The 1,195-nt window shown below is 79.2% G+C and carries 1 protein-coding gene; it reads right to left on the bottom strand.

Annotation, left to right across the window (positions count from 1 at the left end):
• On the bottom strand, positions 1–1,043 hold a 1,043-nt coding region (locus ACFXA3_RS42830; RefSeq protein ID WP_385197015.1), incomplete at its 3' end, for a serine/threonine-protein kinase.
• Positions 1,044–1,195 lie beyond the last annotated feature (152 nt).

Here is a 1,195-nt window from a genome sequence, read left to right as displayed (position 1 = left end):
GGCCGCGGGGTGCCCCCCCCGCGCGGGACGGGCGGGGCGGGCGCGGGGGCGGGCGCGGTACCGGGGACCGGGGGCTGCGCCGGCGGCGGCACCCGCGGCGGCGCGGCGGGAACGGGCGGGGCCGCGGCCGGCGGCTGCGAGGCGTTCAGGAGCCGCCGCAGTTCGGCCTCCCGGCGGCCGGCCTCCGCGGCCAGGGCCGGCGGCACCGCGGCGCTCCAGCCGCCTTCCTCCGCAGCGCCGAGCCGTGCCCGTACCTCCTCTGCCGTCGGCCTCCGGCCGGGCTCCTTGGCCAGGCAGTCCCGGACCAGCGGAAGCAGAGATCCCGGCATGCCGTCGAGCAGGGGCTCGTCGTGCACGATCCGGTACAGGAGGGCCGGCAGGGAGAGTTCCTCGCCGCCGGCCAGGAAGGGACCGCGGCCCGTTGCCGCGTACACCAGGACCGCGGCGAGGGAGAACACGTCGGCGGGCGCCGCGGCCACGGCGCCGACGGCCTGCTCCGGCGCGAGGTAGCCGGGCGTGCCGATGACCGCACCCGTCCGGGTGTGGCGCGGGTCGCGCGCGGCGCGGGCGATCCCGAAATCGATGAGGAACGGCCGCTCCGCACCGAGCAGTACGTTCGCCGGCTTGATGTCGCGGTGGACGACGCCCGCGGCCCGTACGGTGACGAGCGCGGCCGACAGCTCCCCGGCCAGGCAGTGCAGGGCCGGTTCCGGCAGCGGCCCGTGCCCGCGCACCCAGTCGGCCAGCGACGGCGCGGCGATGTACTCCGTGGCCAGCCACTGGGGCAGCGCGCCCGGCGGGCTGAAGTCCACCACCGAGACCGTCCAGGCGCTGCGCACCCGGTCGTTGGTGCGTATCTCCCGGGTGAACCGCTCGGCGAAGTCCGGGTCCAGGCTCAGTTCCCGGTGCACGGTCTTCAGGGCGAGCGGCCGGCCGGAGGGGGTCCGGGCCAGGAACACCTCGCCCATCCCTCCCTCGCCGAGCCGTGCCAGCAGGCGGTACCCGCCGATCTCCGGCAGGTCACCGGGCCGCAAAGACTCCACCGGCTCCCCCGTCCCCCTGGCCGTGCACCGGCCCGCGGTGCGCGGGCCGTCCGGTGGGCCAACCTATCCGACGGGCTTCCCGGGGCGCCCGCCCCCCCCGGGGGCGGGGGGGGGGGGGGGCGCCCCCGGCGGCCCGCGCCGGGCGGCGGCGG

It is taken from the genome of Streptomyces sp. NPDC059456, from assembly GCF_042750055.1.
GTDB lineage: Bacteria > Actinomycetota > Actinomycetes > Streptomycetales > Streptomycetaceae > Streptomyces.
Note: the sequence above shows the minus strand (reverse complement) of the source record. Positions and strands in the feature narration are given on the sequence as shown.